This window comes from Clostridium mediterraneense (genome assembly GCF_900091705.1).
GTDB lineage: Bacteria > Bacillota > Clostridia > Clostridiales > Clostridiaceae > Sarcina > Sarcina mediterraneense.
In genome coordinates this window covers 92,406-118,704 of record NZ_LT594785.1, presented here as the reverse complement: position 1 = coordinate 118,704, position 26,299 = coordinate 92,406, and the positions used below count along the sequence as shown (strand labels likewise).

Annotated in this window: 20 protein-coding genes, 4 tRNA genes and 1 other annotated feature; of the genes, 16 read left to right on the top strand and 8 right to left on the bottom strand. The window is 27.5% G+C overall.

All coding sequences use genetic code 11. From position 1 onward, the window contains the following. The first annotated feature begins 70 nt into the window (after positions 1 to 70). The 3 genes from BN8917_RS02510 (at position 71) to serS (ending at position 3,336) form a co-directional block, all read left to right on the top strand. Positions 71 to 1,459: an NAD(P)/FAD-dependent oxidoreductase gene (locus BN8917_RS02510; RefSeq protein ID WP_066870192.1), complete on the top strand. Its 1,389-nt coding sequence runs from the start codon at positions 71 to 73 to the stop codon at positions 1,457 to 1,459. An 11-nt stretch (positions 1,460 to 1,470) separates the two neighbouring features. Next, entirely contained in the window at positions 1,471 to 1,701 is a 231-nt protein-coding gene (locus BN8917_RS02505; RefSeq protein ID WP_066875349.1) for a DUF1667 domain-containing protein, read from the top strand. Positions 1,702 to 1,761: 60 nt separating this feature from the next. Beyond that, positions 1,762 to 1,971: a binding site (T-box leader), on the top strand. Positions 1,972 to 2,061: 90 nt separating this feature from the next. Continuing rightward, on the top strand, positions 2,062 to 3,336 hold the full coding sequence (gene serS / locus BN8917_RS02500; RefSeq protein ID WP_066870189.1) for a serine--tRNA ligase: 1,275 nt from the start codon (positions 2,062 to 2,064) through the stop codon (positions 3,334 to 3,336). 120 nt (positions 3,337 to 3,456) lie between these two features. Here serS and BN8917_RS02495 read toward each other — a convergent pair whose 3' ends face one another. Beyond that, positions 3,457 to 3,795 (bottom strand): hypothetical protein, encoded by a 339-nt coding sequence (locus BN8917_RS02495; protein WP_066870186.1) that lies wholly within the window; start codon positions 3,793 to 3,795, stop codon positions 3,457 to 3,459. Positions 3,796 to 3,960: 165 nt separating this feature from the next. Between BN8917_RS02495 and BN8917_RS02490 the strand changes: the two genes are divergently transcribed. The 5 genes from BN8917_RS02490 to BN8917_RS02470 all read left to right on the top strand — a co-directional run bounded on the left by BN8917_RS02490 (position 3,961) and on the right by BN8917_RS02470 (position 4,918). Next, positions 3,961 to 4,051 (top strand) — tRNA-Ser (locus BN8917_RS02490). Positions 4,052 to 4,084: 33 nt separating this feature from the next. Beyond that, a tRNA-Ser gene (locus BN8917_RS02485) sits at positions 4,085 to 4,175 on the top strand. A 145-nt stretch (positions 4,176 to 4,320) separates the two neighbouring features. Beyond that, positions 4,321 to 4,581, top strand: coding sequence for a hypothetical protein (locus BN8917_RS02480; protein ID WP_066870183.1), 261 nt, complete (start codon positions 4,321 to 4,323; stop codon positions 4,579 to 4,581). A 125-nt stretch (positions 4,582 to 4,706) separates the two neighbouring features. Beyond that, a tRNA-Ser gene (locus BN8917_RS02475) sits at positions 4,707 to 4,797 on the top strand. 30 nt (positions 4,798 to 4,827) lie between these two features. Further along, positions 4,828 to 4,918, top strand: a tRNA-Ser gene (locus BN8917_RS02470). Between the two features lie 182 nt (positions 4,919 to 5,100). On the opposite strand, the gene yjeM is transcribed toward BN8917_RS02470, so the two are convergent. Continuing rightward, the gene (gene yjeM, locus BN8917_RS02465; protein ID WP_066870180.1) at positions 5,101 to 6,612 is read right to left on the bottom strand and encodes a glutamate/gamma-aminobutyrate family transporter YjeM; all 1,512 of its coding nucleotides are present in this window, start codon (positions 6,610 to 6,612) and stop codon (positions 5,101 to 5,103) included. A 668-nt stretch (positions 6,613 to 7,280) separates the two neighbouring features. Here yjeM and BN8917_RS02460 point away from each other — a divergent pair. Together BN8917_RS02460 and addB are read left to right on the top strand one after the other, a co-directional pair. Then, a complete protein-coding gene (locus BN8917_RS02460; RefSeq protein WP_066870177.1) occupies positions 7,281 to 8,165 on the top strand; it encodes a metallophosphoesterase in 885 nt (294 codons plus the stop codon). Positions 8,166 to 8,282: 117 nt separating this feature from the next. Next, positions 8,283 to 11,777 carry a helicase-exonuclease AddAB subunit AddB gene (gene addB / locus BN8917_RS02455; protein ID WP_066870173.1) on the top strand — a complete coding sequence of 1,165 codons (3,495 nt, stop codon included), beginning with the start codon at positions 8,283 to 8,285 and terminating at the stop codon, positions 11,775 to 11,777. Positions 11,778 to 11,840: 63 nt separating this feature from the next. On the opposite strand, the gene pnuC (BN8917_RS02450) is transcribed toward addB, so the two are convergent. The 3 genes from pnuC (BN8917_RS02450) to BN8917_RS02440 all read right to left on the bottom strand — a co-directional run bounded on the left by pnuC (BN8917_RS02450) (position 11,841) and on the right by BN8917_RS02440 (position 14,195). Next, a complete protein-coding gene (gene pnuC / locus BN8917_RS02450) occupies positions 11,841 to 12,602 on the bottom strand; it encodes a nicotinamide riboside transporter PnuC (RefSeq protein ID WP_066870171.1) in 762 nt (253 codons plus the stop codon). Between the two features lie 164 nt (positions 12,603 to 12,766). After that, positions 12,767 to 13,531: a nicotinamide riboside transporter PnuC gene (gene pnuC, locus BN8917_RS02445; RefSeq protein WP_066870168.1), complete on the bottom strand. Its 765-nt coding sequence runs from the start codon at positions 13,529 to 13,531 to the stop codon at positions 12,767 to 12,769. A 76-nt stretch (positions 13,532 to 13,607) separates the two neighbouring features. Then, on the bottom strand, positions 13,608 to 14,195 hold the full coding sequence (locus BN8917_RS02440; RefSeq protein ID WP_066870165.1) for a hypothetical protein: 588 nt from the start codon (positions 14,193 to 14,195) through the stop codon (positions 13,608 to 13,610). A gap of 942 nt (positions 14,196 to 15,137) precedes the next feature. Here BN8917_RS02440 and addA point away from each other — a divergent pair. Beyond that, positions 15,138 to 18,938 carry a helicase-exonuclease AddAB subunit AddA gene (addA, locus tag BN8917_RS02430; RefSeq protein WP_066870161.1) on the top strand — a complete coding sequence of 1,267 codons (3,801 nt, stop codon included), beginning with the start codon at positions 15,138 to 15,140 and terminating at the stop codon, positions 18,936 to 18,938. 114 nt (positions 18,939 to 19,052) lie between these two features. On the opposite strand, the gene tpx is transcribed toward addA, so the two are convergent. Both tpx and BN8917_RS02420 read right to left on the bottom strand, forming a co-directional pair. Beyond that, positions 19,053 to 19,550: a thiol peroxidase gene (gene tpx / locus BN8917_RS02425; protein WP_066870158.1), complete on the bottom strand. Its 498-nt coding sequence runs from the start codon at positions 19,548 to 19,550 to the stop codon at positions 19,053 to 19,055. Between the two features lie 95 nt (positions 19,551 to 19,645). After that, on the bottom strand, positions 19,646 to 20,896 hold the full coding sequence (locus BN8917_RS02420; protein ID WP_066870155.1) for a CCA tRNA nucleotidyltransferase: 1,251 nt from the start codon (positions 20,894 to 20,896) through the stop codon (positions 19,646 to 19,648). A 98-nt stretch (positions 20,897 to 20,994) separates the two neighbouring features. On the opposite strand from BN8917_RS02420, the gene BN8917_RS02415 reads away from it, so the two are divergent. Then, on the top strand, positions 20,995 to 21,966 hold the full coding sequence (locus BN8917_RS02415; protein ID WP_066870152.1) for a 3'-5' exoribonuclease YhaM family protein: 972 nt from the start codon (positions 20,995 to 20,997) through the stop codon (positions 21,964 to 21,966). A 79-nt stretch (positions 21,967 to 22,045) separates the two neighbouring features. Next, positions 22,046 to 23,275, top strand: coding sequence for a peptidase T (gene pepT / locus BN8917_RS02410; RefSeq protein WP_066870149.1), 1,230 nt, complete (start codon positions 22,046 to 22,048; stop codon positions 23,273 to 23,275). 16 nt (positions 23,276 to 23,291) lie between these two features. Here pepT and BN8917_RS02405 read toward each other — a convergent pair whose 3' ends face one another. Further along, positions 23,292 to 23,762: a hypothetical protein gene (locus BN8917_RS02405; protein ID WP_066870147.1), complete on the bottom strand. Its 471-nt coding sequence runs from the start codon at positions 23,760 to 23,762 to the stop codon at positions 23,292 to 23,294. A 159-nt stretch (positions 23,763 to 23,921) separates the two neighbouring features. Here BN8917_RS02405 and BN8917_RS02400 point away from each other — a divergent pair, with 159 nt between their 5' ends. The 3 genes from BN8917_RS02400 (at position 23,922) to BN8917_RS02390 (ending at position 26,295) form a co-directional block, all read left to right on the top strand. Beyond that, positions 23,922 to 24,620, top strand: a complete 699-nt coding sequence (locus BN8917_RS02400; protein ID WP_066870144.1) for a MerR family transcriptional regulator — start codon at positions 23,922 to 23,924, stop codon at positions 24,618 to 24,620. A 125-nt stretch (positions 24,621 to 24,745) separates the two neighbouring features. Continuing rightward, positions 24,746 to 25,087 (top strand): hypothetical protein, encoded by a 342-nt coding sequence (locus BN8917_RS02395; RefSeq protein WP_066870142.1) that lies wholly within the window; start codon positions 24,746 to 24,748, stop codon positions 25,085 to 25,087. A 38-nt stretch (positions 25,088 to 25,125) separates the two neighbouring features. Beyond that, positions 25,126 to 26,295, top strand: a complete 1,170-nt coding sequence (locus BN8917_RS02390; RefSeq protein WP_066870139.1) for an ABC transporter permease — start codon at positions 25,126 to 25,128, stop codon at positions 26,293 to 26,295. Positions 26,296 to 26,299: the final 4 nt, after the last annotated feature.

Sequence of the window (26,299 nt, the reverse complement as noted above, 5' to 3'; positions counted from 1 at the left end):
ATAGACATTTTTATTATGTTATAATTATTAGGAAATATAATTACTGAATATGTAATTAGGAGTTGATAGAATGGATTATGATGTTTTAATTTTAGGTGGCGGAATTATAGGCTGTGCAGTTGCTTATGAGCTATCAAAATATAATCTTAATATAGCTGTTATTGAAAGAGATTTTGATATAGCAGATGATATTTCTTTTGTTAATGCAACTGTTGTTTATGATGGTTCAGAGAGTAAAGATGATCTTATGAGCAGTTTAGAAAGTAAGGGAAATAAGATCTTACAAGAAGTAGCTAAGAAATTTAGAGTACCTTTTACTAAAAGAGGAACTTTAAGACTTGCTGCTGATGAAATTTCAGAAGCTATAATTGATAAAATGTATAAAAAATCTATGAGAAGAGGAATTAGTGGAGTAAGGCTTTTAAATGCAGATGAGGTTAGAGAGATAGAGCCTAATTTACATTGTGATGTTACTAAAGCCTTATATAGTGAAAATACTGCTGTTATAAATCCATATGAGCTTGCTATAGCTTATGGGGAAGTAGCTTTTGAAAATGGTGTTAGATTTAGACTTGAAGAGCAGGTAATGGATATTCAAAAGCTTGTTAATGGGTTTAGAGTAACTACAAATAAAAATAAATTTACTTGTAAGTTTGTTGTTAATACTATTCCAGGAGATTTTTATACTGAAGAAGAACATGAAGAGCATGATGAAACTTTAAAAACATATTATTTACTTTTAGGAGGCTGCTCTGAGGCAGAATACTCTAATTTAATTGTTAAGATTGATGATGAAGATAATTTTATTACACATATACCTAATGGAAGTGGAGAAAGAGTTATTGGGCTTAATTCTGATAAACCTTTAGGCTTTTATAAATCACTTAGAAAGGCAAAGACACTCCTTCCTACTATAAGTAATAATAATGTTAATAATGTTTTTTATGATGAGCATCATAAAGACCTTATAATTATAGATGATAATGAAATTAATAAAGGATATATAAAAATTGTAGGTAAACATTATGCAGAAGTTACTATAGCACCATCAATTGCAAATCTTATTTGTGAGAGTGTAGTAGAAAACTTAAACTGTTCACTTAATAATAACTTTGTTGATAAGAGAAGAGAATTTTATAGATTTAGAAGTTTATCAAATTCTGAAAGAAATGAGCTTATTGAGGCTGATAATAAATATGGAAGAATTCTTTGTATGTGTAATCTTATCTCAGAGGGAGAAGTTGTTGATTGTATAAGAAGACCTCTTGGAGCTAGAACGCTTGAAGGTGTTAAAAGAAGAACAGGAGCTACTTTTGGTAGATGTCATGGAGCTCAGTGTATAACTAAAATTATTGATATATTAGCTAGAGAACTTGATAAAAAGCCAACAGAAGTTGTTGAGGATTCAAAAAATTCAAATTTACTTGCTTCTAGAATTAAAGAATTTGATGGAGTATAGAGGTGATTTTTATGAGTAAAGAAGTTTTTACAAGTATAATTAGATTAAGGGGTTCTAAAAAGCATAAGGTTGTTCCTGTTAAAAGTAGTGAGCCAATTGATATATCTTTATGGATAGAATTCTCTAAAGTGCTAGGAAGACTTTATATGAGTGTTCCTACTAGAATTGGAGATGTTGTTTGTAGAAATGTACTTAATACAGGAATAGATATAATATGTACAAGAAATATAGATGAAGATTAATGATAAATTATTGACAATAATGTAATTGATTAATATAATAAATTCAAAAGCAATATTGAAATAAAACCTATGATCAGGCTAGTAATAGATTATTTTAATTAAGAGAGTTAGTGGTTGGTGAAAACTAATTTAAAATATTTATGAATCCACCTGTGAGGGACTGTGAATACAAGCAGTACGGAACTAATCGTTAATAGTTAAAGTGGATAAGTCATTATGCATTATGATTTATCAATTAGGGTGGCAACGCGGAGTCTTTTCGTCCCTTTGTGGGAGGAGAGGACTCTTTTTTTGTATAAAAAACAGATTTTTTCAATATTTTGATGCTAGAATATTTGATTTTAAAGGAGAAGATGTAGAATGTTAGATTTAAAAGTAATCAGAAGCAATCCAGAAGAAATTAAAAAAGCTCTTACAAATAGAGGAGAAGATTTTGATGTTAAAGTTATAGATGAAGTTATAGCTTTAGATGAAGAAAGAAGAAAAATCTTAGTTGAAGTTGAAGCTTTAAAGAGCCAAAGAAATAAAGTTTCAGCAGAAATACCTAAGTTAAAGAAGGCTGGAGAAGATGTTGCTGTAATAATGGCTGAAATGAAAAAAATAGGTGAAGAAATAAAAGAACATGATACAAGTCTTGCAAGTGTTAATGAAAAGATAGATTATATCATGTATAGAATACCTAATATACCAAATCCACAAGTTCCAGAAGGAGAAACAGATGAGGATAATGTTGAAATTAAAGTTTGGGGTGAACCAACAAAGTTTGATTTTGAACCAAAGGCTCACTGGGATTTAGGAACAGATTTAAACTTATTAGATTTTGAAAGAGCTGGTAAGATAACAGGTTCAAGATTCACAATATATAAAGGTGCAGGTGCCAGACTTGAAAGAGCAATGATAAACTACTTCTTAGATAAACATATATTTGAAAATGGATATACAGAAATATTACCTCCATATATGGTTAATAGAGATAGTATGACAGGAACAGGTCAATTACCTAAGTTTGAAGATGATGCATTTAAAGTGGATAATGGATATTTCTTAATTCCAACAGCTGAAGTTCCAGTTACAAATATGTATAAGAATGAAACTTTAGCAGGAGCAGATCTTCCAATAAAGCATGTTGCTTATAGTGCATGTTTCAGAGCAGAAGCTGGATCAGCAGGAAGAGATACAAGAGGTCTTATTAGACAACATCAATTTAATAAGGTTGAATTACTTAAGTTCTGTAAGCCAGAACAAAGTTATGAAGAATTAGATAAGTTAGTTAAAGATGCAGAATCAGTTCTTCAAGGATTAGGACTTCCATATAGAATAGTTAGAATATGTAAAGGGGATCTTGGATTTACAGCAGCTCTTAAGTATGATATAGAAGTTTGGATGCCAAGTTATAATAGATATGTTGAAATATCAAGTTGTTCAAACTTTGAAACATTCCAAGCTAGAAGAGCTAATATTAAGTATAAGGAAACTCCAAATGATAAACCACAATTTGTACACACATTAAATGGTTCAGGAGTTGCTATAGGTAGAGCTGTTGCTGCTATGCTTGAAAATTATCAACAAGCAGATGGATCAGTAGTAATTCCAGAAGTTTTAAGACAATACATGAGATGTGATGTATTAAAATAATATAAGTTAATTTTATTATATAAAGCTAAGAAAACTTAAAATTTTCTTAGCTTTTTTATTTTTATAATAAAATAAGAAAGAGTAAAAATTTTAGATTAGGATAGTTTACTTACATTTTTATTAATTATTCTTATAGAAGTTTATTTTAGCTTTTTTTAGGTTATTAAATTTTATTGGAGCGAGATATAAGTTATATCCTACTAATTGTTTAAGAAGATGCAGTCGCAGTTCTTGTAATTGATCATTTGCAAATTCACTATCTTCATTTGTTAATATTTCATACTCATATCCTGAAATTTTCATTAGTTGAAGACACAAAACTAATTCTTTTAGTAATTTTTTATCAGTTATTAGTTCTAAAAGAGAGGTATTATAATTATAAAACTTAGATATATCAATATCTTTAGTTTTTAAATACTTAACTATTTTATTAACTATTTTACTTAAATTTCTCATCATCTACCCATTCCTTTTAAATTCTATTTTGATTCATATATAAATTTTTAATACTTTACATAATACTAGTCTATGGTAAGGAAAGATTATTGCTTTATATAATTTATAATTTTTTAAAAAAGGTGTTGACATATTTATATCTCATTGCTATAATAATTCTTGTAGCTTGGAGAGATGGTCGAGCTGGCTTAAGGCACCGGTCTTGAAAACCGGCGTACCTTTACGGGTACCGTGGGTTCAAATCCCACTCTCTCCGCCATTTTTTTTACCCTTTTTTAAAATGGTAATATATGGAGAATTACTCAAGTGGCTGAAGAGGCGCCCCTGCTAAGGGTGTAGGTCGGGCAACCGGCGCCCGGGTTCAAATCCCGGATTCTCCGCCAAATAAGGACTGTATCAAAGTTTTTTGATTCAGTCCTTATTTTTATATATAATTTAAGAAGAGAAATTAAAGAGATAGGGATAAGTTAAACTAATGATAAAAAATCTAATAAAATTATATTTTAGATTTAGAAAAGGAGTAGATTTATGAATAGTAATGGAAAAAAGCCATTTATAGTTTCAGCAGCTTGGTCTTTAGGTTGGATGAGTATTATAGGTGCAATAGTATCATCTTTAACAGGAATAATTTTAGCAATAATAGCAGCCATATTTTCTTTAATAGCTATTTTAAAATATAAAGAAAATAAAAAAGTTTTAATACCTTGGATTGTAGCTTTAATTATAAGTATAATAATTTTAATTATTTTTTCTCATATTGGACCAGTTAGTAATCCTTTTGTAAAATAGATATTTAAATAGACTAGAAAAGCTACTAATAGTCTATTTATTTTATAAATAGATAAATTCTATAAAAAATTTCAAAAAAACATTGACATTTATTTTTATAGTTGATATAATAATTCTTGTAGTTTGGAGAGATGGTCGAGCTGGCTTAAGGCACCGGTCTTGAAAACCGGCGTACCTTTACGGGTACCGTGGGTTCAAATCCCACTCTCTCCGCCATTTTAATTTTATAATTTATAAAATCAGCTTGGAGAATTACTCAAGTGGCTGAAGAGGCGCCCCTGCTAAGGGTGTAGGTCGGGCAACCGGCGCCCGGGTTCAAATCCCGGATTCTCCGCCAAAAACCTAGTATATATACTAGGTTTTTTTGTTGTAAGTATAATAAGTTTTATATAGGGTTATAAACATTATTAGGTTTTATATTTTAAATAAATATGTTTTAATAATTTAATATACCTAAACTATAAATTATTAAAATAAGAGAAAGAGGATATCTCATAATCTGAGATATCCTCTTTTTTATTAGTTAACTGTTTTCTTTAAATTTTTTTTATATCTTAGGTGGAATATATATCCTATTATTCCGAATAATACAGGTCCAAGAGCTACCCAGAAACTATTTTGATAGTTTCCACTAAGGCTTGGTTGTATTATTGAGAAGATATTAGTAAAAGTAACAGCTATAAAACATATTATACTTATTACTACACCTGTCTTTTTACTAAAGAATTGATATTCTTTCTTTATTGAATCATCCTTCTTAAATTTTATATAAGCAAGTAAGATAAATGATATTGGAACGCTACCAGCTATGAATGTCATAAGAGTTATCTTGTTATACATAGATGATACTGATCCACCACCGAATCCTAAAAGTAATATAAATCCTACAACTATTATTGTTTGTAAGGCTATAGCATTTGAAGGTAATCCGTGTTTATTTGTCTTTGTAATTTTTTCAGGTAAAACACCCTTTGGTAATCCTTCAAACATATGCTTAATAGGACTGTAAACTCTAAGAGGCATTGAACAGAAACCTATTAAAGTAAGTAAATTCATAATTCTATTTACCCAGTGTCCAAGGTCAATTGAAGCTGCTGGTGATAGGTGGAATAGCATTCCAAGTCTATAGAATTCCTGTTGAGTTATGAATATTTGGAAGTTAGCTAAGTTAACCTTACCATTTCCAAATGTTGCTGACCAGTTACAAACCATTCCTGTTATTATAACAATTACTATATATAGAAGTGTTATTAATGTTGCTGATAAAAGAATAGCTCTTGGAACATTCTTTTTAGCATCTTTAACTTGGTCAACAAGTCCAGCACTATTTTCCATCCCAGCAAATACGAAGATTGTATATACCATAAATGCTATTGCAGGAAGTAATGATGCATATGTTGGATTAGGTCCATAGAAATATGATTGAATCTTTCCAAAATCAAATCCTTGAGCAAATTTAAATCCTGATAGACAAAATACTAATAGACCTCCTCCTAGAATTAATATGTGAGATAATATTACAGTTACTATTGATATATTTGATAGTAAAGTCATTTTCTTTAATCCTTTTGTTGATACAAAAGAAATTACTATCATAATAACAGCACCTATTATTGCTATTGTTTCAGGGGAGCTTAGTCCGAAGATACTCCAAGTAGCTGTCTTATCAACTCCAGAAAAAGCAACTGACATATTAACGGCAACTGCTGTTATTGAGAACCATAAAACAACAAATGATCCATACCAAATAAATGTACCAACTAAGGCAAGTCCTTTTCCTATAGTCGCTTCCATCCATGAATAAATACCACCTTTTTTATCTTTAAAAGCTGAACTCATTTCAGCAACTATGAAAGCATATGGAATAAAGTAAATTAGTGCTGCTATTATAAGATAGGTTATTGATGCATATCCCATCTGGTAATATATTTGTTGAGCATTTTGTAGTCCATAAACTGTTAGGAATATTATAGATACAAAACTTATAAACGATATTTTATATTTATTTTTATCTTTTGTTATGTCTTGCATATCTCTCCTTAGTTAACATTAGCTTTTTATCTTCTATGTATAACTAAGACTCCCTCCTCTCTTTTTATCTTTTTATTTTACTGAATTTTAATTTGTATAAGTGAATAATTATAAATTTATTTATTTATACAAATTTATTTAATATGTATTTATATATCCAAAAATGATAAAAAAAACTCTTTATTAGGTTAAAGTGAATTTATTATTTTTTTATTGATTTATTTTGGATAAATATTTTATTTATGAACACATGTCTTTATGTTGAGTACTATATTATTAAATATTCATATAAAAATAATTAAAATCTCAATATTCATAAATAAATTCATTAAATTTTTATTAATTTTGTTAAAAAACTTTTTTTGAATTGTTAACATTTTACCATCTTTAATACCCTAAGTCAATTAAAATTTGATTTCAATAAATAGACTATTAAATTTAAATTGTAATAAAATTTAGATTTTGAAAGAAAGGATTTTTTTTATTGCATTTTTAAATTTAGGGATTTAAATTTTTAAATAGTATAAATATAAAATTTTAAATAATAAATATTCATTTCTAGTTATTAAGTATCTTTTTGTCTATTAAGTTTTATTTAGTAAATATATAGCAAAGGAAAGTCTTTTTAATAGATATATTAGTAGGAGATATTATCTTGGAGGAAATAGATGAGTGATATTAAAAGATTTAATAACATAAAGGAAAATTCTAAGAGAATAGATATCAATAAGAAGAGTAAAATTGTTATTTTTAGTGATTGTCATAGAGGGAATGGGACGTATTATGATGATTTATATCCTAATGTAAATATTTATCTTGCTGCTCTTAGATACTATTATAATGAAGGGTATACTTATATTGAGAATGGAGATGGAGATGAACTTTGGAAGTTTAAAAAAATATCAGATATATTTGATGCACATAGGGATGAATATAATATTTTAAATGAGTTTAAGAAAAAAAATAAACTTCATATGATTTATGGTAATCATGATAATGTTAAATCTAAAAAGAGATTTAAAAGAGAAATAGTAAAACTTCAAAATAAGAGAGTCAAGTTATATGAGTTCTATAGAAATTTAGATATTGTTGAATCAATAACTTTGAAATATCATGAGACAATAGATAGTTCAAGAGATTATATTTTATTTCATGGACACCAATTTGATTTTCTTAGTTATGAACTACTAGAGGTGTCAAAATATTTAGTTAGATATGTATGGAATATTTTAAATGGGGTATTTTCAGTTAAAGAACCAACAAGTCCTGCAAGAAGTGATAATAGAAGAGATAAAATTGATAAAAGAGTTTTAAAACTTAGTAAAGAAGAAAATGAAAGTATAATAATTGGACATACTCATAAAACTATGTTTCCTAAAGATTCTGAACCACAGTATTTTAATATAGGGGCAGCTGTTTTACCATACACAGTTACTTGTATTGAAATAAGTAATGGTGTTATAGCTCTTGTTAAATGGATAGTAACTACTAATAGTAATGGAACTTTAATTATTAGAAAAGAAATTATTGGGGGACCTAAAAATTTAATATAATTTTTGTGAGTTATCTTAAGTAAATTAGGATAACTCTTATTTATTTGTTTTATGAATGGTAAATAAAGTGTAGAATTAAATTAATGGAAAGTAATTTTTAAAATTGAGGTGAAAGTTATGTCCTTAAGAATTATATATGGAAGAGCAGGAACTGGTAAAAGTTCTTATTGTATAGATCAGATTAAAAATAGAATAGATAGAAATGAAGATAATAAGTTTATTTTAATAGTTCCAGAGCAATTTACTTTTGAAACAGAAAATAGAATGCTTAGGGAAATAGGTGAAAAATGTGTTTTAAATGCTGAAGTTTTGAGTTTTAAGAGACTTGCAAATAGAGTATTTAGTAATTTTGGTGGAATAACTAAAAGAACTATAAAAGATGCAGGAAAAAGTATGTTGATACATAAGGTTTTAGATGAAGTTATTTCTGATATGAAGGTATTTGCTAGAGCTGCAAAACAAGATGGATTTATTGATGTTATAGCTACTCTAGTTACTGAATTTAAAAAGTATAATGTTGATGAAGAAGTTTTATCTGAAATGATAAAGGAGCTTGAAGATGTAGAGCTTACTAATAAACTTGTTGATTTAGAGAAGATTTTTAGAGCTTTTAATGAAAGATTACATAAAAATTATATTGATGGTGAAGATGAATTAACTATTTTAGCTGATAAGTTAAAAATTTCAGATATGTATAAAGGAGCTGAAATTTGGATTGATGAATTTACAACTTTTACTCCACAGCAAATGGATATAATAGTTGAGCTTTTGAAAAAGGCTAAGAGAGTTAACATAACTTTATCAATGGATGAAGGAAATACAAGGGCGAGAGAAACGGATGTGTTTAGTGTTACTAAAAATACTGAAAGAAGGCTTCTTAGAGCAATTGAAGAAAATTCTATAGCTTTTGATGGATATGAAAATATAAATGAAGATATTCCACAAAGATTTAAGAATAGTGAAAGACTTGCTCATATAGAAAGACAGATATATTCTTATCCTTTTAAAAGTTATTATAAAGATGTTAATGATGTAAGACTTTATAAGGCTAATAATAGTTATGATGAACTTGAATTTATAGCTAAAGATATCTTAAGACTTGTAAGAGAAGAGGGATATAGATATAGAGATATTGGAGTCGTTTGTAGAAATATAGATTGTTATGAAAAAATAGCTTCAGTAATATTTAGTGATTTTGAGATTCCTCATTATATAGATAAAAAGTTAGATGTAGCAAGTAATCCTTTAATTGTTCTTATTAATTCAGCTATTGATATTATAAGTAGAAACTGGAGTTATGAGAGTGTATTTAAGTATTTAAAGAGTGGGCTTACTGGAATAGATATAGAAGAAATTGATAGACTTGAGAATTATGTTTTAGCTTATGGAATTAAGGGAGCTAAGTGGAAAGTTGATGAATGGACTTATTATAGTTCTAATAGTTTTAAAAATGAAGAAATAACAGAAGAACAAAAAGTTTATTTAAATAGAATAAATGATATTAAGAGTTGGGTTGAAGAGCCACTTATTGCTTTAGAAGAAAAATGTAGTGGAAAAAAGACTTTAAGAGAATTTGTTATAGCATTATATGAATTTCTTGATAATGACCTTGGTGTATTTGAAAGAATAAAGGAAAAGATTAGTTATTTTGAAGAAAATGAAATGCAAAATAAAGTTAAGGAATATTCTCAAATTGTAGATATACTTGTTGAAGTTTTAGAGCAGGCTGTAGAAGTTCTTGGAGATGAAATTATTGATAAGAAAGATTTTATTAGAATATTAAATGTAGGTTTTTCTAAATATGAGATGGGTGTTGTACCTGTTGCTTTAGACCAAGTTAATATTGGAGATATAACAAGAATAAAAAGTAGAAGACCTAAAACACTTTATGTAGTTGGAGTGAATGATGGAGTTCTTCCTTCAGCTAATAAGGAAGAGGGGATTTTATCAGATAGAGATAGAAATATTTTATTAGAAAAAGGTATGGCTCTTGCTTCAGATACTAGAACAAAAGTATTTGAGGAGCAGTTTTTAGTTTATACAGCTCTAACAATGGTTAGTGATTATTTGGTGATAACTTATCCATTAGCTGATTTTGAGGGAAAAGCAATGAGAGCCTCAATAATTATCCACAGGTTGAAAAAAATATTCCCCAAACTTAAAGAAGAAAGCACAGGATATAATTTAGATAAACAAAAAGATAAATATTATGATATAACAGCTAAATCACCTACTTTTAATGAGCTTATAGGAGCAATAAGAAGAGAATATGATGATAAAAATATTGGTGAATGTTGGGATGAAGTTTATAAATACTTTGATAATCTTGAAGGTTGGGATTTAAAACTTAAAAATGTTGTAAAAGGTCTTAAATACTCAAACCTTGAAGAAAGTATAAGTAAGCAAATGGCTAAGAAACTTTATAGTAATTCAAGTGGAAATTTAGTTTTTTCTGTTTCTAAATTAGAAAGATATGCACAATGTCCTTTTGCTTATTTTATTGAATATGGGTTAAAAGCAAAAGATAGAAAGGTTTATGATTTCTCAGCACCTGACCTTGGAACATTTATGCATGAAATCTTAGATGATTTCACTAATGTAATTAGAGATAAGGGAATTAGGTGGAATGACCTTAGTAATAAAGAGTGCAGAGGTATAATAAATGATCTTGTTAATAATCAAATAAATACAAATGATGGTTCAATTTTAAGTAGTTCATATAGATATAAATATTTAACTGAAAGATATAAAAAGATTCTAACTAGATCAGTAACTACAATTGCAGAACAAATGAGAAAGAGCAATTTTGAGATATTTAAAAATGAATTTTCTTTTGGAACATTTGATGATAGTGACCCAATAGAGGTTGAACTTCCAACAGGAGAAAAAGTTTATTTAATAGGTAGGGTAGACAGAATAGATAATCTAGAACTTGATGGAAAGCAATATTTAAGAGTTATAGATTATAAGTCAGGTAAAAAGAAATTTGATTTAAATAAACTTTATAATGGACTTCAAATACAACTTCTTGTTTATTTAGATGTTCTTTTAAGAAATTCAGAAGAAATATTAAAAACACAAGCTCTTCCAGGGGCAATGTTCTATTTTAAAATAGATAATCCTATGATATCAAGTAAAAAGCAACTTTCAGAAGAGGAAATAGAAAAAGAAATATTATCTAAATTAAAATTTGATGGATTACTTTTAAAAGATCCTAAGATTATTATGTCTATGGATAAAGATATGACTAATGGTGAAGGCTCACTAATAATACCAGCAAAATTTAAGAAAGATGGTAATTTAGCTTCTAGTGATGCTTTAATAACTGAAAAGCAGTTTGATATTTTAAGAGAATATGTTAATAAAAAAGTAGTAGAGCTTTGTAGTGAAATGATAAGTGGAAATATTAAATTAGAACCATATGAAGATGATAAGGAATATTTATATGAAAATTCTCCATATGCTCATATATTCCAATTTGATACTGCTATTCCTGGTAATAAGTATAAAGTTTTAGAAAAAGATAAACCAAAAGAAGTATGGGAAAAAATGAAGAATGCAGTAGGCTTTGAAGAAGAAGAAAATGTTGTTGTGGATGAAAAAAAGGAATAAAAAATAAGAAGGTATCTCTTAGTGAGTTGTAAATCAGCTAAGAGATACCTTTTTTTATTTAAATTACGCATTTTTATTATTTAATTTTCTCCAATTATAGAAACCGTATATAGCATTAAGTGTAAATTGAATCCAAATAATCATCCCTGATAGTGTATCTACTGAGATTTTCTTTGAACTAATAAGTGATAGTATAAATAAAAGTATTCCTATTGAGTTTGATAGTAGCCAGAAATACCATTGTTCAACAAATCTTTTTGTTGATAGGATAACAGCATAGATAATAAGTGTTGATGATAATGAATCAACAATAAATTCTTTATCTGCTGATATTGTTATGTTAAATAAGTTTTGGAATATTGATGGTAAGAATTTTAGGAATATACCATATCCAATCCAAACTAATATAAATGTAATTACAAGAACTATCCAATTCTTTTTAGTAAGTTTTTTTACTTCAACAGTAGTTCCATCTGTATTTTCAATACTCTTTTTCCAAGCATAATATCCTACTATTTGCATTGGTAGTTTAAAGAAAGTATAAAGAATAGCTTGCCCATACATATGTCCTGTAAATACTATGTAGATATAAACAAGGGCATTTATAAATCCCCAAATATAACAAGCAACTTCTCCTCTAGCTGTGTATATAGCTGCGAAAAGTCCTGCAAATGTTGATATAAGTTCTATAAGTGAAGATATACTAATTAAATTCATTATTGAACCAGTTTGTATTGCTGGAACTATAAATAAAATTAAGTTTATTATAGCGAATACTGAGAAAAATATCTTATGAAATGTTGAAAACTTCTTAAAAAAATTCATTAAAAACCTCCCTATTAAAATTATTTTATCTTTTATAAAAAATAAAATATTGAGTTCAAAATATGAACAAATTTTGAACTCAATATTAAAATACAATTCTATATTAAAATAAAAAATAATTCAAGCATTAAAAACTAATTTTTTTTTGAATAGTTGAAAATAGTCTAACCTTGTTGATTTTTAAGATATTTTCTCCATTGATATAATCCGTAAAATGCATTTATCTCTAACTGTAACCACATTACTGCATCTGAAATTGAAGATACTGAAAATGAACTTGAATTTATGAATGAAATTATAAATAAAAGTATTCCTGTTGTATTTGCGATAATCCAGAAATGCCATTGTTCGATATATCTTTCTGCTCCAAGAAGAATTGCAAAAAGAGTTGCCATAGCATTTATAGAATCTATTATGTATTCATCATCTGCAGCTATAGTTATATTGAAGAAATAGTTAAGTATTTCTGGTAATTTTAAAATAAATATTCCATAGATAATACAAGAGATTATAAATACTATAGAGTAAGTAATCCAATTTTTTTTATTGAACTTTTTTATTTTTATTATTTTAGTGTTATTTTCTTTTTGATTTTTATACCAAAGGTATAGTCCTGCAATTTGTATAGGTAAAAGACCCATAGCTGTTAAAATAACTTGCCCATAAAGACTTTGAACATAAGTTATATATGTATATGAAACACTATTTGTAAGTCCCCAAACAAAAAACTCTGCTGATGCTTTGGAGTTATATATAGCCATGAGTAAAGCACTAAGACTTGAGATAAATGTCATTATCGAAGTTAATGTAAAAAGTACAGATGTTGATTTTGCCTGAATGGCAGGAATTAAGAATAAGATGATATCTATAACTAAAAATACTAAAAAGAAAATTTTATTGAATGTAGAGTAATTCTTAAAAAATTTCATTAGTTTTATCCCCTCCTATTTGATTTGTTTTATTAAAAAATCCTAAGAATATCAAGATAATTCTTAGGACTTTAAATTACTTTCTAACACATCTGAAGAATACACCGTTTGAGTTAACAATTATATAGCTACCCATAAGATATACATCTCCAAAATTGAATTTTGGATCTTGGTTAGGTGGTGAACCATGTCTATTAACAACAAGTGTTGGAACTCCTCCATATAAACCAACCTGTGCAGCACTTCCTAAATGATAGGAATTTATTAAATCTTCAGCAGATGGATATATTACACTATACTGTGGATTTTTCATAGCTTCTGGATACATTTCACAATCATTGTTGAAATAATCAGGTTCTATTGTAATTGTTTTTCCAACTCCATATGTTGTTGCATTAGTAGCTGGATAATATCCTATACCAGTAATGCTTTTAACTACCCATGTTCCTAGATAAGGTTCTACAGCAGCAGGAACTGGACTCGCTGGCTGTTCTGGGAAATAAGCAGGAGTCGGTATTCTTGGTATGTATTTTTGACTAGGCTGTTGTTGCTCATTATTAATAAAAGTAACTTTTGGCGCTGAATGAGCTTTATTATAAATATAAGCTGTAAAACCAATAAGTATTAATAGTGCAACTATTGCCGCTATTATTAGTTTTTTCATTAGTAAATCTCCTTAATTTTTAATCATCTATTTTGTTTATTTCGACAGATATAAACAAAAAGTTCATAAAAAATCTCCTTATCCAATAATGAAATAATAACGTAAAATAGCTAAAAACTCAATTAAAATAAGATTACAAATTAATCTTTAATTAACATAATATTAATAATATTGAATGATAAAATATTTTTTTAGTAATTTAAAGTGAGTGTAGATTTATAAATTTAGATTTTGTATGAGTAAGAAATTTATACCTTTATTAAAAGTTTTTATTAATTTAACTTAATAAAAAGTTAAAGTTGAAACTTTAATTAGTAATTAAGGAAATTTTATTAATTACAAGTAGTGATTTGCAAATGAAATAATTTTGATTCTAAGCATATAAAATATTATATTAAAATAAAACTATAAATATAGATGTAGTTGGGGGTGGGTCTATTTGAAATTAGTACAAAAGGAAGTATATATAAGTTCAGGAATAGGAATTTTATTTAATATAATTTCAATTATTATCTTATTAAGTAAAAAAATTAATGCTACTGGTTCCATGATTTTAGTGGCTATTATAGCTCTTATCATATACATATTAAATACAAAAAAGCTTACTAGATGGAAGAAGAGTGTTTATAATCTAAATAACATTTCATTAATCCTATCTTTATGTTCCGTTTTTTTAACTCTTATTTTTATTTATTCTTTAGTATTTAATAACTTATCATGTCTTATTATTGAGTCAATATTTTTTATAATTTATTTTATATATAATTTATTCTTAATTATTCATATTATAAGAGTTAGTTGTAAGCGATAATTAAAGTTTTATACTTAGAATAATTTTAATAGCTAATCAGTTTGTTTAGGAGATTTTATTTGGCTATAATATATTTATATAGTTACAGAAATTTACTTAGATTATTATAGATATTAGAGAAGGAGATTCTTATGGCAACTAAATGGACTAAAGAGCAAGAAAGAGCTATTTATACAAGAAATTGCAATTTACTAGTAGCAGCTGCAGCTGGCTCAGGAAAAACAGCAGTTTTAGTTGAAAGAATAATAAAGATGTTAACTAAGGGGGAGAATTTAGCATCAATAGATAGATTATTAGTTGTTACATTTACTAATGCAGCAGCATCAGAAATGAGAGAAAGAATTGGTGATGCTATATCAAAAGAACTTGAAAAAGATCCAAGTTCAGAAATTCTCCAAAGACAGTTATCACTTTTAAATCATTCAAATATTATGACAATGCATTCATTTTGTCTTAATGTTATAAAAAATAATTATCATTTAATAGATTTAGATCCAGGCTTTAGAATAGCTGATGAAGCTGAATGTTCAATTTTAAAAGATGATGTAGTTTCAGAACTTTTAGAAGATAAGTATGAAGAAGGTAAACAAGAATACTTAGATTTAGTTGATGCTTTTGCAAATGGAAATAATGATGAGAAATTAAAAGATGAGATTGAAAAACTTTATAGATTTGTTATGAGTGGACCTTGGCCTGATAAATGGTTATTAGAAAAGGCTGAGGAATATAATCTTAAAGAAGTTTCAGATATAGATAAAACTTTATGGAGTAAAGTTATAATAGAGGGCTTACAACTTGAGTTTTCTAATTTTGATTATATATTATCAAAAGCAATAGAAACTTGTGATGAAGTAGAGTGGCTTGCTCCTTATGCTATTACTTTAAGAGAAGACTTACAAATTGTTAGAAATATTGTATCTGAAATAGATACAGGAAGTATTTCTAATGTTTATAGAGCAATGAGCACAGTGAAGTTTGCTACTATAAAAAGGCTAAAAAAAGGTGATATCTTAGATGAGGTCTTAAAAGATAGCATAAAAGATATAAGAGATGATGTTAAAAAGAAAATCATAGCTTTATCAGAAAGTGTTCCAACAGATAATTTAGAAGAAATATTTAAAGGAATAAAGCTTATGTACCCTATAGTTAAATGTCTAGGGGAACTTGTTATTGAGTTTAGAGATAGATATAGTGTGAAAAAAAGAGAAAAAAATATTTTAGACTATAACGATATTGAACATTTATGCCTAAAAATATTAGTAGAAAAAGATGGTGATGAAATAAAACCATCAGCAGTAGCTAAAGAACTTAAGGAAAAGTTTATTGAAGTTCTTGTTGATGAATATCAAGATAGTAGTAATATTCAAGAAACTATTATAAATATGATTTCAAGAAGAGAAGAAGAAAATCCTAATGTTTTTATGGTTGGAGATGTTAAGCAAAGTATATATAAATTTAGACAGGCAAAGCCAGAACTTTTCTTAAGTAAATATGAGAATTATGGTGAAAATGAAGAAGATACAAGTAAAAAGATAATGTTATTTAAAAACTTTAGAAGTAGATCAGAGATATTATCATCAGCAAACTTTGTTTTTGAAACACTTATGAGTAAAACAGTTGGTGAACTTGAATATGATGAAAAAGAGAGACTTAATCTAGGTTTTGATTATCCTGATATTAGTGAAGATTTTATGATTGAGGGAACTAATATTAATGAAGTTTATAATTCATTAGAAACAGAGATACATATTTTAGATAAGAGTGGTAATGATAGACCAGATGAAGATGATGACTCTGAAGAAAAAGAAGATGAAGATTTAAATGATATAGAATTTGAAGCAAGAATTATAGCAAATAGAATACAAGAGCTTATGTCACCCAAAGACGGTAAAAGTTATGTTGTTTGGGATAAAGACCTTGGAAAGTATAGAAATCTTAGATATAAAGATATAGTTATTTTACTTAGAAGTACAAAAAAGTGGAGTGAAGGAATTTTAGATGAGCTTGGAGCTGTTGGAATACCAGTTTATGCTGATACAGGAACAGGTTATTTTGATACTACTGAGATAAGAACCATAATGTCACTACTTAACATAATAGATAATCCAATGCAGGATATTTATATTATAGCAAGTCTTAGAAGTCCGATTTTCTCATTTACAGCGGAAGAATTAGGAGAAATTAGGCTTATAAATAAAGATAAATACTTCTATGAAAATATAGAAAAAATCTGTGATGAAGAAGGTTTAGTTTCAAGTGAACTTAGAGAAAAGTGTATTTATTTTAAAGATAGACTTACAGAGTGGAGAGCAAAAGCTGAATATACTCCAATAGATGAGCTTATTTGGTATTTATATACTGATACTGCTTACTATGGATATGTAGGGGCAATGCCAAATGGTCCACAAAGACAGGCTAATTTGAAAATTCTTTTCCAAAGAGCAAAGCAATATGAATCTACTAGCTTTAAGGGATTATTTAATTTTATAAACTTTATAAAGAAGATAAAAAAATCTTCAAGTAATGATATGGGTTCAGCAAAAATCCTTGGAGAAAATGAAGATGTAGTTAGAATTATGAGTATTCATAAAAGTAAGGGACTTGAGTTTCCAGTAGTCTTTTTATCTGGAACAGGTAAACAAGTTAATCTTATGGATCTTAAGAAGAATGATGTTCTATATCATGATGAATTAGGAATTGGTGTCGATGTAGTTGATGTTAAGAGACAACAAAAATATATAGGGCTTCCTAAAACAGCTATAAAAAATAAAGCTAAAATAGAAGCTTTGTCAGAAGAAATGAGAATCTTATATGTTGCACTTACAAGACCAAGAGAAAAATTAATTATTACAGGAGCTATTAAGGGCATAGAAGGTAAGTTTGCAAAATGGGCTGAAGCTGCTAGAATTTCAGAAGGAAATAAAATAAATCCTGCAAAGCTTTTAGCAAGTAACACTAGTTATTTAGATTGGATTGGGATGGCGCTTGCAAAACATCCTGATGCAAATGAAATAAGAAATGGTGAGAGTGGTATTACACTTAATATTGAGGATAAATCAAAATGGCAGATTAAAACATGGTATAAATCAGAACTTTTAAAAGATAAAAAAGAAGATAGTTGTGAAGAAAAAGAATCAGCTTTAGCGAATTGTGAAAAAGAAGTTAGTGAAGAGATAAAGAGAAGACTTAAATTTAGATATAAATATATTGATATTTGTAATGTACCATCTAATATATCTGTATCAGATTTAAAGAGAAAAAATATAGATGATTCAGATATTGAAAGTTTATATTCAGCTGATGATATAGAACAATTTAATAAAGAAGATGGAGAAGTTATTACTGAAGAAGATAAAGCAAGAGAAAAGTTACCTATGTTTATGGAAGAGAAAAAAGGTATAACACCTGCTGAAAGAGGGACTATAATGCATTTTGTTATGCTTCATGTTGATTTTGATAAAATAAGTGTTAAAGATATAAAAGATCTTCTTCATGATATGGTGGAAAGAGAGCTTTTAAGAGAAGAGGAAGCAGCAGTTGTCAATGCCATTGGAATAAGCATGTTCTTTAAATCAGAATTAGGAAAAAGACTTTTAAGAGCTAAAGAAAAAGGATATAAAATTCATAGAGAACTTCCTTTCTTTAGAGAAATACCAGCAATAAATCTTTATGATAATCTTGATAAAGAACTTTATAAAGATGAAACAGTAAGACTTCAGGGGATTATAGATTGTTTCTTTGAAGATGAAGAAGGAGTAGTTTTATTAGATTATAAAACTGATTTTGTTCTTGAAGGTGATGAAGAGAAAATTTTAGAAAGATATAGAATGCAAATAGATTTATATGCAGAAACATTAGAACAGATTCTAGGAAAGAAAATAGATGATAAATATTTATATCTATTTGGCTTAAATAAAGAGGTTAAATATTAGATGAAAATTAAAATAAAGAGGTATTAAATTTAAAAAAAAGCTAATAATAAGATTAAAATAAATCAAAATTAGCCAACAAAAAAATTCCCCTAAGATATTACTTAGGGGAGTTTTTTATTTAGCTGATTTAACAGCTTCAAGTACAGCATCATAATTTGGTTGATTTGTAACTTCTTCAACGTATTCTGAGTAAACAACCTTGTTGTTTGAATCAACTACAAATACTGCTCTTGTTAAGAGACCTAGCTCATTTATATAAGTTCCAGTAACTTCTCCAAAGTTTCTGTCTTTGAAATCAGATACTGTCTTTACTATATCTATGTCATTAGCGCCACACCATCTTGCTTGTGCAAATGGTAAGTCCATTGAAATTGTGTAACAAGTTACATTTTCAACTTTAGCTAATCTTTCATTAAATGTTCTTACTTCTAAATCACAAACTCCAGTATCAAGTGAAGGTACTGCAACAAAAACTCTTATTCCTTTTGTATCTTTTGAATTGAATTCTTGAAGAGCATTATCGATAGCTGTAAAGTTTCTGAATTCTTCTCCAACAATAACTTCTTGACCTTTTAAACTAACTGGATTTTGATTAAAAAATACTGTTTTCATATTAAAATCTCCTTATGTGTCAAATTTAGTTTAATGTTATTGATTTAATTATATAAATTAAATGTGAAGATAAAATGAATATTTTACCCATAAATTTACATGTTTGAAATGAAATCATTTTCTATTATATTAAATAAATCTGCTTTATTATTAAGTTTTGGATTTTCTAAGACTTTATCAACAAGATGGTTAATAATAGCACCAAGTTCCTTACCTGGTTTAATTTTAAATTCAGCTATAATGTCTGAACCTGAAATAGCTAAATCCTTAGTTGAAATAGGCTCTTTATTATTAAGTATTCTCTTTGTTTCAGATATTAATTCATGAATCTTTTCTATATCTTGATCTTTTAGATTAGGTAATAAAAGAGTATATTCAAAGAGGATAAAGATTAAATCACTTCCTATAGAACTTATAAGTTTTTTTAGTTCTTTATTAGATTTTATTTTTTGGTAACTATTTAAGTTGCTATATAGAATAAAGCAATTATTTATTGTTTTATTATCAAATCTTAGTTGTCTTAAAATCTTTCTAAAATCAGAATCACTTATATCTTTAAAATAAGTTGATATTAAAAGGCTTAATCTTAATGCTAAAGAGTTAGTTGATTTGTCTAAAGAGATAATATTTCCTCGAAAATATTCTTTAGAGAAATATTTATTATGATCCTCTAAAAATAAATTTTCTATGATTCTTGTATCTTCTAAAAGTAGAACTCCCTTACTTGGATTCTTACTAAGTAGAGTTTTAGTAAGTTCTACATTTATTCTTTCAATACTTATATTTTTTATAAGCTCTGAATTTTTCTTAATAGCATTATAAGTTTCTTCTTCAATTTTAAAATCAAGCTGGGCACTAAATCTTATAGCTCTAATCATTCTAAGAGCATCTTCATTAAATCTTTTATTTGCATCTCCAACAGCTCTTATAAGTTTATTTTTTAAGTCTTCTGTACCATTAAAATAATCCTTAAATCCTAGATAAGGACTATATGCAAGAGCATTTATTGTAAAGTCTCTTCTTGCAAGATCATCTTTTATATTACTTACAAATATGACTTCTTCAGGTCTTCTATTATCTAGATATTCTCCATCAATTCTATATGTTGTAATCTCATATGCTTCTTTATTTATTAACACTGTTATTGTCCCATGTTTAATTCCAGTAGGTATAGTTTTTTCAAATAATTTTATTGTTTCTTCTGGCATAGCATTAGTTGTTATATCATAATCATTTAATGGTCTACCAAGAAGAGTATCTCTAACACAACCACCAACTATAAAAGCTTCATATGAGTTATTATGAAATTTATTAAGTATAAATTTAACATCTTCAGGGATTATCAAAATTTCCCACCTCCGAGTAGATTAAAAGAGTTTACAAATTCTATATATATGTCAATAATATAAAGTATAACATTAATTGTTCAAGAAAGGATATGAATATGAGCGTTTTAGAAAAGAAAATAGCTGAATTTGAGCAAGGCGAAAAAGTCGAAGGATTTTATTTAATAAAATCTATTATTTGTAAGGTAGCTAATAATAGTAATAAAAAGTATTTAGATATTATACTATCAGATAAAACTGGAGAAATATCAGCGAAGATTTGGGAAGTAACAGATGAAAATGAAAATTTATATAACTCTAATGAAATTGTAAAGGTAAGAGGAACGGTTACTAATTGGCAAGGAAGTCTTCAATTAAAAGTTGAAAAAATAAATAAATTAGAAAGTACTGATAATATAGTAATAGAAGATTATGTGCAAACTGCACCAATGCCAAGTGAAGAAATGATAGCACAAATAGAAGCATATGTAGAAAAGATAAAGGATGATGAAATTAGAATTCTTATAAGCACTATGATAGATAATAATAGAAAAGAACTTATGTATTATCCGGCAGCAAAAAGAAATCATCACTCACTTAGAGGTGGACTTTTATATCACATTTTAACAATGTTAAAGCTTGGTGAAAGTATTGCTACTTTATATGATTTCTTAAATGTAGATTTAATATATGCAGGTATTATTCTTCATGATCTTGCAAAGATAAAAGAAATGAGAGCTTCAGAGCTTGGTATAGTTGATGAATATACTCTAGAAGGAACATTACTTGGCCATATAACACAAGGAATAAAAGAAGTAGAGGTAGTTGGAAGAGATCTTGGAATTGAAAGTAATAAATTAATTTTAATTCAACATATGATACTTTCACATCATTATGAACCAGAGTACGGAAGTCCTGTAAAGCCTATGATAGCAGAAGCAGAGATGCTACATTATATAGATACAATAGATGCAAGAATGTATGATATGCAAAAGCTTAAAAGAGAAACAAAGGTTGGAGAATTTTCTGAAAGACTTTGGTCACTTGAAAATAGAAGAATTTATAATCATGGACTTGGAAGAGAAGACTAGGAAATATTTAGCTTGAATTTGGAGTTTTAAAGTATCATAATATAATTAATAAAATACGAATTTTAAGGAGGAGACTGTTTTGAAGAAAGTTCAAGAGAGATTTATAGAATACGTTAAGATAGACACAAAATCAGATGAAACAACAGGTTTAACTCCAAGTACAGAGGGTCAACATGTATTAGCTGATAAACTTGCAAAAGAATTAAAAGAAATTGGTATGCAAAATGTAGTTAAAGATGAGTTAGGATATGTATATGCAGTTTTACCTGCTAATACAGATAATAAAGATATACCATCAATAGGCTTTATAGCTCATATGGATACAGCTCCAGATATGACAGGAAAAAATGTTAATCCACAAATAGTTGATAATTATAATGGTGAAGATATTGTTTTAAATAAAGAATTAGATGTAGTATTATCACCAAAACAATTCCCAGATCTTAAAAAATATGTTGGTAAAACATTAATAACAACAGATGGAACAACACTTTTAGGAGCAGATGATAAAGCTGGTGTTGCTGAAATAATGACAGCTATGGAATATTTAATAAATAATCCAGAAATAAAGCATGGTGATATTAAAGTTGGATTTACTCCAGATGAAGAAATTGGTGAAGGAGCAGATCATTTCAATGTTGAAGCTTTTGGAGCGGACTTTGCTTATACAATGGATGGTGGAGAAGTTGGAGAGCTTGAATATGAAAACTTTAATGCAGCAGGAGTTAGTGTTTCTATAAAGGGTAGAAATGTCCACCCAGGATATGCAAAAGATAAAATGATAAATTCAATATTAATAGCACATGAATTTACTTCAATGCTTCCACTTGATGAAGTTCCAGAAAAAACATCTGGATATGAAGGATTCTCACATCTTATGGATATCAAGGGTTCAATTGAAGAAACAAAAATGGCATTTATAATAAGAGATTTCTTTGAAGATGGATATGAAAGAAGAATGAAACAATTTAAAGAAATTGAAGGAAAATTAAATGCTGTATATGGTGAAGGAACTGTAACTGTAGAAATTAAAGAAAGTTATAGAAATATGAAAGAAAAGATAGAACCAATGATGCATATAGTAGAAAATGCTAGCAAAGCTATGGAAATGGCAGGAATAAAACCACTTGTAAAGCCAATTAGAGGTGGTACAGATGGTGCTAGACTTTCATTTATGGGACTTCCAACACCTAATATTTTTGCTGGAGGAGAAAACTTCCACGGAAAATATGAATATGTTGCTATAGAATCAATGGAAAAAGCTGTTGAGGTTATAATTAATATAGTTAAAATTTATGGTGAAAAATAAGAAAGATGAGAGTTAGTTAACTAACTCTCATCTTTTTTTTTAGTACATGAGATTTATTTTTTGTACTATTTATAACAAATAGTATACCTGAAATAATACTTGGTATTATTGGTAGGTAAACTGATGGTGTATTAAGAAAATCCTGTAATCTTAATATAAATAAGTCTTTATCCGAATTATAACAATTTGAATCTAGAAGTAAAAAAACTAATGCAATATTCATAATTAAGAATATTATAGCAACTTTTCTATCTTGTAGATTAAATGCATGTAAATCAAATGAGTAGTTTATTGATTTGTAGTTATCATTTAAATAAGTTAATATAAGTAAAATAAGACTAAATATATTGATTAAGAAAAATAAATATAATTCAGCCTGAGTAATCACTGTAAATGAATTTACTGAAATCATTATTAATTCGAATGATCCTAATACGAATGTGGAAAAGAAACCTAAGTAGCCAAAAACATAAGCTGCTTTTTTCATTAATTTTTACTCCTTTCATTGTTATCTATAATTTATAATGATAATTATATAAGAGAGAAAGTTAAAAATAAAACCTATTAAATTAAGATATATTGACAAATTTATATCATAATAAATAGCTTATAATAGAAAATAATATTGCTTAAGGAGGAAAACTAAATGAGTAATTTTTATAAAATACATGAATTCGCTAAAAAGGCAGGAGTTACAGAGAGAACCCTTAGATATTACGATAAAATAGAACTTTTAAAACCAAGTTATAAAAATGAAGCTTTACATAGATTCTATACAGATGAGGATTTTAAAAATTTACAAAAGATAATAGGACTTAAGTTCTTAGGTTTTTCTATAGCTGAAATTAAGGAATATGATTTAGATAATAAGGAAAAAACTGAGGAACTTATAAATAAACAAAAAAGAGCTATTGATATAAAGATAAAAAATTTAAGTGTTATTAGAGAATCACTTGATATGGTTGATAATAATTTAAAGGCGACAGATAGAGTAGATTGGGATGTGCTTATAGAAGATATAAATTCTCTTAGATTAAGTAAGCATAAGAAAAGAGATGGGGTAAAGGAAAATATAGATGAGTTTTATAGAGAAAATCATAAAATAATGTTAGATTTATTAGTTGAATTTTCTAAGACTAGAAAAAAGGATAAAAAAATAGAGATATTACAAAAGCTCAATCTTAGTGTTAATAATATGGAGGAAAGAGAAGATGGGCTTGAAAGACTTTTAAAGGTACTTGAAGAAGTTGATGTAATACCAGAAGATTTAAGAGGAGTTAATAGTAAGGACATAGAAAATCTAATCGAATTTATTAGAATTTATATAGAAACTGAAAAAAAATAAAAAAAATTTAAAAAAGTACTTGAACTTGACCTAAGGTAAACATCTATACTTTAAATCAAGGAGGAAGTCTTAGATAAACAAAAAGTAAAAATAACATTGAAAATATCTAAGATTATATGATTAGTATGGATAAAAAATTTGAAGATATAGTAATGAATGCACATGAAGGAATGCATCAAAAACATGTTGAAGAAAAGAGAGATATGTCAGCACTTAGAGCTATGCATGAAGAAATGCTTAGTGAATTAATTACTTTAAAAGAAGCAAATCCAACAAAGGAAGAAGCTTTAAAGCTTCATGCAGATTTATTCTTAAGAAGTGTTGGGGTAAAGAGTGAGGATGAATTAAATCCAGGACAAAAACATGGATTTATAGCTCATATGAATTCAACAAAGGATTTAGATGCACAATCATTAATAGATATGAATATAAAAGTAATTAAAAAGTATATAGAAAATGAAAAGTAACAAACGATAGTAAATAAACAAAGGAGAGATTAGTTATAATGAATATAAGCTTGAAGATTGCAGCTAGATTTTTAAAGTCTAACAAGGTGCAAACTACTCTTATAGCTATAGGGATAGCTTTAGGTGTTACAGTTCAAATCTTTTTAGGTCTATTAATAAAAAATGTAGCAAATAATATGGTTCAAAATACTGTAGGAAATAGTTCACAGATCACAATTACAGATGAGCAAGGTTCATCAAAGACATTTGATAATTATAACGCAATTATAAATAAGATAAAATCAGAGTATCCTAATAAGGTAACAGAAATTACAGGAGTTTTAGATACACCAGGCCTTATAAGTGAAGATGGAGTAGATTCATCAATTCTTGTTAGAGGTATGAATTTTGGAAATGGTCAAAATATTTATGATGTAAAGAAAGACCTTATATCAGGTACTTTACCAAGCAATTCTAATGAAGTTGTAATAGGTGAAGGAATTGCTAAGAAATTTGATTTAAAAGTTGGAGATACATTTAAGTTTACTGCAGCTAATAGAGACGTAAAAGAAGTTAAGATAAGTGGAATAGCAAATCTTAAGGTTGCGCAATTAAATGATACTTGGGTAGTTACAGACCTTTCATATGCACAACAAATGTTTGCTGAAAAAGGAAAAGTTAATTCAATCGAAATGAAAGTAGATAGTAAGGACATATTTAATGCTAATGTAATAGCAGATGGAATTAAGTCAGATTTAAGTAGTAATTTAAAGATAACAAACTGGAAAGCACAAAATGAAAGTCTTTTAAGTGCTTTAAGTGGACAAAATTCATCAAGTCTTACAATACAAGTATTTATAATGATTTCTGTAGCAATGAGTATAGCATCAGTTCTTGCTATTTCAGTATTACAAAAATCAAAGCAAATAGGTATATTAAAAGCTATGGGAATTAAAAATTCTAAGGCTGCTAAGATATTTATCTATCAAGGGTCAATTCTTGGAGTTATAGGAGCAATAATTGGTGGAATTTGTGGTGTAGGCTTATTTGAAATCTTCGCAAACTTTGTAAAGAGTTCAGATGGAGCACCAATCGTAACAAATGAGTTATATCCAGCTTTTATAGTAATAAGTATGATAATAGCATTCTTTGCTTCAACACTTGCAGCAGTATTTGCAGCAACTAAATCATTAAAGTTAGACCCAATGCAAATAATAAGAGATAACTAGGAGG